General features: G+C 67.2%; 10 protein-coding genes. 6 read left to right on the top strand and 4 right to left on the bottom strand.

Annotated elements, in window-relative coordinates; all coding sequences use genetic code 11:
• Nucleotides 1-261 (bottom strand): helix-turn-helix domain-containing protein (locus AXK60_RS06810; protein ID WP_139057788.1); only part of this gene is annotated, 261 nt, incomplete at its 3' end.
• A gap of 320 nt (nt 262-581) precedes the next feature.
• Between AXK60_RS06810 and AXK60_RS06805 the strand changes: the two genes are divergently transcribed.
• The 6 genes from AXK60_RS06805 to AXK60_RS06780 all read left to right on the top strand — a co-directional run bounded on the left by AXK60_RS06805 (nt 582) and on the right by AXK60_RS06780 (nt 4,128).
• On the top strand, nt 582-872 hold the full coding sequence (locus AXK60_RS06805) for a hypothetical protein (protein WP_068570310.1): 291 nt from the start codon (nt 582-584) through the stop codon (nt 870-872).
• Between the two features lie 14 nt (nt 873-886).
• Nucleotides 887-1,273, top strand: a complete 387-nt coding sequence (locus tag AXK60_RS06800; protein WP_068570309.1) for a hypothetical protein — start codon at nt 887-889, stop codon at nt 1,271-1,273.
• Between the two features lie 172 nt (nt 1,274-1,445).
• On the top strand, nt 1,446-1,781 hold the full coding sequence (locus AXK60_RS06795) for a chromosome partitioning protein (protein WP_068570308.1): 336 nt from the start codon (nt 1,446-1,448) through the stop codon (nt 1,779-1,781).
• 191 nt (nt 1,782-1,972) lie between these two features.
• Nucleotides 1,973-3,208, top strand: a complete 1,236-nt coding sequence (locus AXK60_RS06790) for a DUF2637 domain-containing protein (RefSeq protein WP_068570307.1) — start codon at nt 1,973-1,975, stop codon at nt 3,206-3,208.
• Nucleotides 3,205-3,828, top strand: coding sequence for a hypothetical protein (locus AXK60_RS06785; protein ID WP_068570306.1), 624 nt, complete (start codon nt 3,205-3,207; stop codon nt 3,826-3,828). The genes AXK60_RS06790 and AXK60_RS06785 overlap by 4 nt, the downstream gene beginning before the upstream one ends.
• A 21-nt stretch (nt 3,829-3,849) precedes the next feature.
• On the top strand, nt 3,850-4,128 hold the full coding sequence (locus tag AXK60_RS06780; RefSeq protein WP_068570305.1) for a hypothetical protein: 279 nt from the start codon (nt 3,850-3,852) through the stop codon (nt 4,126-4,128).
• 299 nt (nt 4,129-4,427) lie between these two features.
• On the opposite strand, the gene AXK60_RS06775 is transcribed toward AXK60_RS06780, so the two are convergent.
• From AXK60_RS06775 to AXK60_RS06770, 3 genes are read right to left on the bottom strand one after another with little or no spacing between them, the layout of a single operon-like run.
• The gene (locus AXK60_RS06775) at nt 4,428-5,546 is read right to left on the bottom strand and encodes a N(5)-(carboxyethyl)ornithine synthase (RefSeq protein WP_231855482.1); all 1,119 of its coding nucleotides are present in this window, start codon (nt 5,544-5,546) and stop codon (nt 4,428-4,430) included.
• A gap of 23 nt (nt 5,547-5,569) precedes the next feature.
• Nucleotides 5,570-5,698, bottom strand: a complete 129-nt coding sequence (locus AXK60_RS27790; RefSeq protein WP_269451157.1) for a hypothetical protein — start codon at nt 5,696-5,698, stop codon at nt 5,570-5,572.
• Entirely contained in the window at nt 5,691-6,809 is a 1,119-nt protein-coding gene (locus AXK60_RS06770) for a fatty acid desaturase family protein (protein WP_231855483.1), read from the bottom strand. Before AXK60_RS06770 ends, AXK60_RS27790 begins: the two co-directional genes overlap by 8 nt.
• Nucleotides 6,810-6,997: the final 188 nt, after the last annotated feature.

Here is a 6,997-nt window from a genome sequence, read left to right as displayed (position 1 = left end):
CTGCTTGAACCGCATCTCGACGAGTTCGTCGAACAGGGTCTGCGCCCACAGATGCGGGTCCTCGAGCAAGCGGCTGGTGACGTACTCGGCGAACGGCTCGAACGGGTCCTCGTCCCGGTGGCGGACACCCGGCTCGGTGACCCCGTTGAGATAGTTGCGGACGGTCTTACGGTCCCGTCCCAGATGACGGGCGATCGCTGAGATCGTCCACCCCTGCTTGCGCAGAGCATGTGCTTCCACGGTCTCTCCTTGTGTGAGCATGAACGAGCGGGGCCTCCCTCGAAGGGCTGGTGCGTGGTCAGAGACCACCAGCATCACGGGGAGGCCCCGCCCATTACTTGGCGGGTGCACACAAGTGGGGAGATTCAGTTAGCAGAACTGGGGAGAATCAACGAGCGCAGTCACGAGCGACGTGCACATCCAGCGCCTGTTCGAGGAGGACGTGCGCGACGCGGCGAAGGCCGCCCGCGAGGGTATCGAGCCGGGCATGCGCGGCCGGGGGATCGTCCAGGCCGACGACGGCGGTGTCGTGCAGATGCAGGCGTTCTACAACGACGCCGCGGCGTCGGCGGCGCTAGATCGTGCGATGGCCGGTACCCCGCGCCTCACGCGGTGGGGTCACCTGTTCCCGGTCGAGCCCGACGCAGCTGGGGGGGCAGGGCGCATGGCAGCAGTGGGGTGGCTGGGAAGGCGACGCCAAGCACGAGCTCGCCGGCACCGTCGAGGACCTCGGAACCGTCGAGCTCGACAGACGCAGCACCGCGACCGGCGAGCTCGAACCTGATCCGGCGAGGGCGACCTGGGACATCGCGAGCCGCGACTACCGACCCGGATCGCCGCCGCGCTCCAAGGCCTTCAAGCACATCAACTGACTCAAGGAGACCCCATGTACGAGATGAACCTCAAGATGAACCCGAGCGAGGCCAACAAGGCAGCCGCCGCCGATCTCGCCGGTCCCGCCGTGAAGCGACTGTTCGATGCGATGGGTGCAGCAGCTGCTCCGCTCTACGCGCTCACGCAGTCCGAGACTCCGCCGACCCCGCAGCAGCTCGTCGAAGCTATCGCCTCGCTGCGCGGCGCCGCGGACGCGATCCGGAAGCTCGAGTACGCGGTGCTCGGCGTGGCAGTGCTCGGCGGCGCCGCGGTGACCACGACCGCCCGCAAGGTCGGCGTGAGGCCGACCACCCTGAGCGAGAACCTGGCACCGACCCGCGCGGTGGGCCGTGGGCGGCCCATGTCGCAGCTCCCCGACGGCACGTGGGTGAACGCATGAGCGCCCTGCGGTCCGCTGACCAGCGCATTTCCGTCACCCGTGCGAGCCAGTCACGGTCGGGACACGCTCTCACCCACGGTGCGGACACGCCGTCAGTCACGGTGCGGACATGCCGTCTCACGGTCTGGACACGCGCGCAGTCACGGCCGGGACACATCGAAGGAGGTGCGTAATGACCAGGTTCGTGACCAAGGATCCGGCAGCGGCGGCCGCCGCCACCGACGCGCTGCGCGGCGCGGCCAGCCAGCTCCGCGCGACGATCACCATCGCGGCGCAGAAGCTGGAGGGGCACCCGGAAGATCCGTTCACCGCGGACGACGCCCTCGCGGGTCTCGAACGCTGGGTCCGGGGCGAAAAGGGACGCCGGCGGCGGATCGCACACACGCTCCTGTTGCTGCACGAGGCCGGCGTCTCCGAGCGCGCGCTGGCCGACCGGATCGGTCTGGGGCGCCACGCCGTCGCACAGATGATCGCCGATGCACGCGTCGAACGCGAGGCAAACGCATGATCACCCCCGCGCTACAAGCGCCTTCCGCCGTGACCGGTCCGGCCGACCCCGCTGAGGGTGGGGGTATGTGTTTCCAGACCCGCGACCTGCAAGTTTACCCCGGCTTCGAGGGTGTGGACGAGCCGAAACGCAACCCGGGTTCCGCTACAACCCGCGCTACAAGGACCGCCACAACACCCGCTACGAGCGCCGTGGCCGTCGATCAGCCGGAGTGGTCGGCGGGAACCGCCACCGTGGCCGTCGATCAACCGGACCGGCCGGTGGCGCCGTTTCCGCAGGTCAAGGTACATGACGAGGAGAAGTACATGACGTCCGCCGACAAGGCACTGGATCCCATGCGTGAAGTCCGCGCCATCCTCTGGACCTTGCTGGTCGCGGCCACCCTCGCCAGCGTCGCCGCCAACATCGCGCACGCCCTGGTCACCCATGGACTCACCCTCGCGGCGGTCGGCCCGGTGCTGTTCGCGATGCTGGCACCCGTCGCTCTGCTCGGCCTCTTCCACCTCATGGCCGCATGGACCCGAGCAGCTGCGGACCGGAGCGCGGTGTTCTGGTTCTTCCTTGGGGCGATCGTGCTGCTGGCCGGCGCGGCGTTCCGACTCAGCTTCGCGGCGATCAGGGACCTCGCGATCGGCTACGGGTACGGATGGGCGGACGCCGCACTGTTCCCGCTGATCCTGGATGGCCTGATCGCGGTCTGCACCGTGGGACTGGTGGCCGCGACGCGGCCGCGACGCAAGGCGAAGGCCGTCCGCCCTACCCTCCCGCAGCGCGTGCGTGCATGGTGGCGAAGCGCCCCCGCCGACGCGGAGCAGCCGGTGCAGGCGGTGCAGACCCCGGTGCACCACGTCGAGGACGCAGATGCACTGACGTACCCCGACACCCTCACGTGGCTCGCCCCGGTGCATCAGCCCGTCCAGCCCGCCGTGGAGCAGGCGGTGCACCAGTCCACGGAGACTGCACCTGAGCCCGTGGAGCAGGCCGGTGCACCGACGGTGACCAGCGACAACGAGGTGGTGCACCGGCCTGGTGCACTGGTGCACCAGGAGGTTGAGACCGAAGCGGTGCACACCGAGGAGCGTCACCTCGTCGCGGTGCAGTCGCAGCCGGTGCGCCAGCGCACCACCGAGTCGGAGCAGGTGCCGGTGGTGCAGCCGGTGCATCGCGAGCAGGCCGAGGTGGTGGTGCAGGCCGGCGCATCCGAGCTGCCGGTCGAAACGATTGCTGCGGTGTACGCACGCCTCGACGCCGGCCACTCGCAGACCGCGATCGACCGCGCGAAGGTCGCGAACAAGCGCACTGTCGCCAAGCTCATCGCGGCCCGCGCCGAGCTCGCCGCGGAGGTGTCCGGCCCGCCCTCGCCTAGACCGCTTCGCTCACCGCCCACCCCACCGACACCGACCCCGTCCAGAAAGGACATCCCGTGAAGTACACGTTCATCGGCACCGCCACCCTCGCCGCGGTCGCTCTCACCCTCACCGCGTGCGGCACGACCGCCGGCGAGCCCGTCGCCGCGCGGAGCAGCTCCCCGACCGCCCCGAGCAGCACCGCGCCCGCCAACGCCGACCAGGCGGATGCGGGCCGGGCCGCTGCGGCCCGCCTCGGCCTGCCGTACCTCGGCACCGATGTCGGCACCGTGGAGGGCGCCGCGAAGGACGGCAAGCCCTACGTCTTCGGCACGGGCCGCGGGTGCGCCTGGGTCCGGCTGTCGCCGGACGGCGCCCTCTACGCGCTGCACGACAACGGCACCGGCTCCTCCCGCCTGACTCGCGATCGTGGCACCGAGGCCGCGTGGCGAGCCGACCCGGACTACGAGCCGGGCCGCTGCACCCCGGCCGAGGGAATTCCCACCGTGGATGACCCGAGCGCACCGGAGCCCTTCCGCTGGACCGCCGACTACGGGAACACCTACGTGCGCTGGCACGGCCAGGTCTACATCCTTCCCGGCACCGTCGGCGTCGGTCTCGCCCTCACTCCGATCGCCGGCGAGACCATCCCCGGCGTCAACGGCGTCCCCATCCCGCCGCCCGCCACCATCCCGAACTGATCCCGATCAAGGAGAACAGCCATGAATATCTTCGCCCGCCCCCTCGTCCGCACCGGCCTGATCGCCGCGCTGGCGCTCGTCATCGGCGTGCTGCTCGCGCTCACCTTCACCCCGCAGCGCTCGGCCGGGGTGCCCCCGCCGGCCACCCTTGAGCAGCGCAGCGTCGACAGTGTCTGCAGCCAGGTGATCACGGGGTTCGGCGGCGAGGTCTGGGCCACCCCGCTGGGCGAGAGCCAGCTCCGTCGCGTTGATCGCGACCAGCTCGGCGTGACCGGTTGCCGCACCGACCCGAGCCGCTGACCGACGGTGAGCCCGGCCGATCCCAGGATCAAGCGATAGCGAAGGCCGAACGCGTTCCTGGGGAGTTCATCGCTGCCGAGCCGCGCTTCCGCACACCAGGACTTACCTGGACCGTGATAACGAGAGCCTTGGATGGCGCGGCACATCCTGGCCTACGAGGACGGAGAGTTTTCGGCTCGCGGTGAGCCGAAGTCAGCTCGCCCGGTTGGCCGAACAGGTCAGTCGCGCTGCTGGCGCACGTGACGTCTTCGCAGACGCTAGTAGCGACTTGTTCCGGTGCGCCTGGCAGACTCGTCCTTTCAGTGCGGGTACGTAGCAGGGCGACCTTGGAACGACAGAATGCTCGGGTTCACGATGTTTCCGTTGCGGATCTCGATGGCGCGGCGGATTGTCTCGTGGCTTTCGTAGGTGTCTGGGCCGGCCATGACCGTGTCTATGAAGGGGAGGAGAGCTTCGCTGTTCTCCCAGGTTGCGGATTTCCAGAGGTATGACGGGCTGTGGTCGACCGCGTAGTACGCGATGCGGTCGCCGACCTCGAACATCGGCGATTCGAAGCTCGTCGGACGAGCCCAGCTAAATCCCATGGCGAGGTCGCAGGAGACGTCGACGATGAGGGTGCCTGGTTGGAAGGCGCTGAGGTCAGATTCGTTCAGGTACACGAGGGGGTGGTTTGCGTCCTGGAGGGTGCAATTGACGATGATGTCGCGCTCGGCGAGGAACGGGGCGAGTGGAAGTCGGCCACGATCGGTTATTACATGGCTTAGGTAGGGAGTCTGGTCGTCGTGGTCGAACTGTGTGATCTGAACTGAGTGGATGGGAGATCCGACGGCGGCAACTGAGCGGTTTGTGAGCACGTGTACGTCGTGCACGCCGTGGGCGTTGAGCGCGGTCACCGCGCCCCGCGCTGTCGCCCCGAACCCGATCACGACGGCGGTGAGGCGCCGACCGTAGTCTCCGGTGGATCCCGTCAGTTGCAAGGCGTGCAGTACGGAGCAGTAGCCAGCGAGCTCGTTGTTCTTGTGGAAGACGTGCACGCCCATGCTGCCGTCGAGTGCCCAGTGGTTCATGGCTTCGAACGCGATGAGTGTGAGGCTGCGGTCGATGGCGATCTGCGTGATGACTGGATCTTGCACGCAGTGGGGCCAGCCCCAAAGTGTCGCGCCTTCGTGGAGGGTTGCGACGTCGCTGTGCTGGGGCTTCGGGAGTATTACTACGTCGGATTCAGCGATCAGTGTCTGACGGTCGCTGAACCCTCCGACGATCGGCGCGAGGTATGCGTCGGAGACGCCGAAGCGTTCGCCGTAGCCACGCTCGAGTGTAGTGCGGGCACGTATCTCGGGTGCGATTCGCGCCAGGTGGGCGGGGTGGACGGGCAAGCGGTACTCGCTCTCCTTCGCCGACGTTCCGACGATACCCAAGGTCGAGGATGCACGAACAGCTGTCACTTCCGCTTCAGTTCCGCGTGGTCACTGAACGCACGGTCTGCTTTCGCACGCTTGTCGGCGCGTTTCTGCTTGATCGACTTGTCGGAGGTCTTGGACATGTGTTGCCGGGGCGACTTATCACTCATGGTCTCGTCCTTTGAAGAAGGTGCTGCGGGGTGGTCGGGCCAGTGCGATGACAGGGCGATGGGAGTCGACGACCTGGTGCAGGAACGAACTGGTCGGTAGTGGGACGCTGTGGTTGTTGCAGATCTGTTCGATGGCCTTCTTCGCTTCGTCGAGCCGGCGACTGGGCAACGTCGGGAAGAGGTGATGTTCGATTTGGTGGCTGAGGTGCCCAGTAAGGAACCCGAGGATGGGGCCTGCTCGAAAGTCGCTGGACCCTGCCATCTGCCGTGCGTACCATGCGCCGCGCGTCTCGCTGCGGGCGGCTGATGAGGTGAAGCGGGCGGCGTCGCTGGGGATGTGACCGCACATGATCACGATGTAGGCCCAGATGTTCCGAAGGACGTTGGCGGTGGCGTTTGCGGTGAGCGTGCGTCGCCACCGTGTCGTGCTCAGAAGCGGGTACCAGAGGTAGTCTTTCGTGCACTGGTTGCGAATCTTGCGGAGTAGTTTCCGTTTGGCCTCTGCTCTGAGTTCTGGGGTGGGGGCGCTGTCGCGTGCTGCGTAGTAGCCCTGCAGTGCGATGCCCCATTCGAAGAGCACCGCTAGCAGTGCGGCGCGGGCCGGCTGGGCAAGGTCGAGTGGCCGCCAGGGACGGTCAGTGGTTACGTGCATCACGCCGAATCCGAGGTCGTCGTCGACGCCTGCGATGTTGGTGTTGACGTGATGCAGGTAGTTGTGTGAGTGACGCCAGTGCTGCGACACCGACACCATGTCCCATTCCCACGTTGTGGAGTGGATTTCCGGATCGTTCATCCAGTCCCATTGCCCATGCATCACGTTGTGGCCGATCTCCATGTTCTCGATGATCTTGGCCAGCGCGAGCCCGGCGGTGCCGAGTAGCCACCCGACTCGTGTCCGCGTCATACCGATTGTGATCCGCGCGATAACGTCGAGCGCTCGCTGCGCGGCGATCACTCGGTGGATGTAGGTAGCGTCTCGGGTACCTAGTGAGTGGGCCAATACTCGGTGCAGGTTGTCGAGTTCAGAACCGAGGCGCTCGACATCGTCGGCCTGCAAACCAAACAGGTCGCGGGATGCTCTCGGTCGAAGTTGTGTGCTCATCTGCGTCATCTGTTGCTCCCAGACATTTCCTTGCCACGAGCGGTCGCCCACGTCGTAGCATCGGTTCGCGCAATGACTCCCGGTACCTGGCCTGGGCCGGATCAGGGCCTTGCGTGGTTTCGCCTAGTCGAGAAGGTCCTCGCCTGCTCGGCGGCTGGGAGGGCTCGCCGGGCTTGATTCCCAGGGGCTCAGGTGCC

The organism is Tsukamurella pseudospumae, from assembly GCF_001575195.1.
GTDB classification, from domain to species: Bacteria; Actinomycetota; Actinomycetes; order Mycobacteriales; family Mycobacteriaceae; genus Tsukamurella; species Tsukamurella pseudospumae.
Note: the sequence above shows the minus strand (reverse complement) of the source record. Positions and strands in the feature narration are given on the sequence as shown.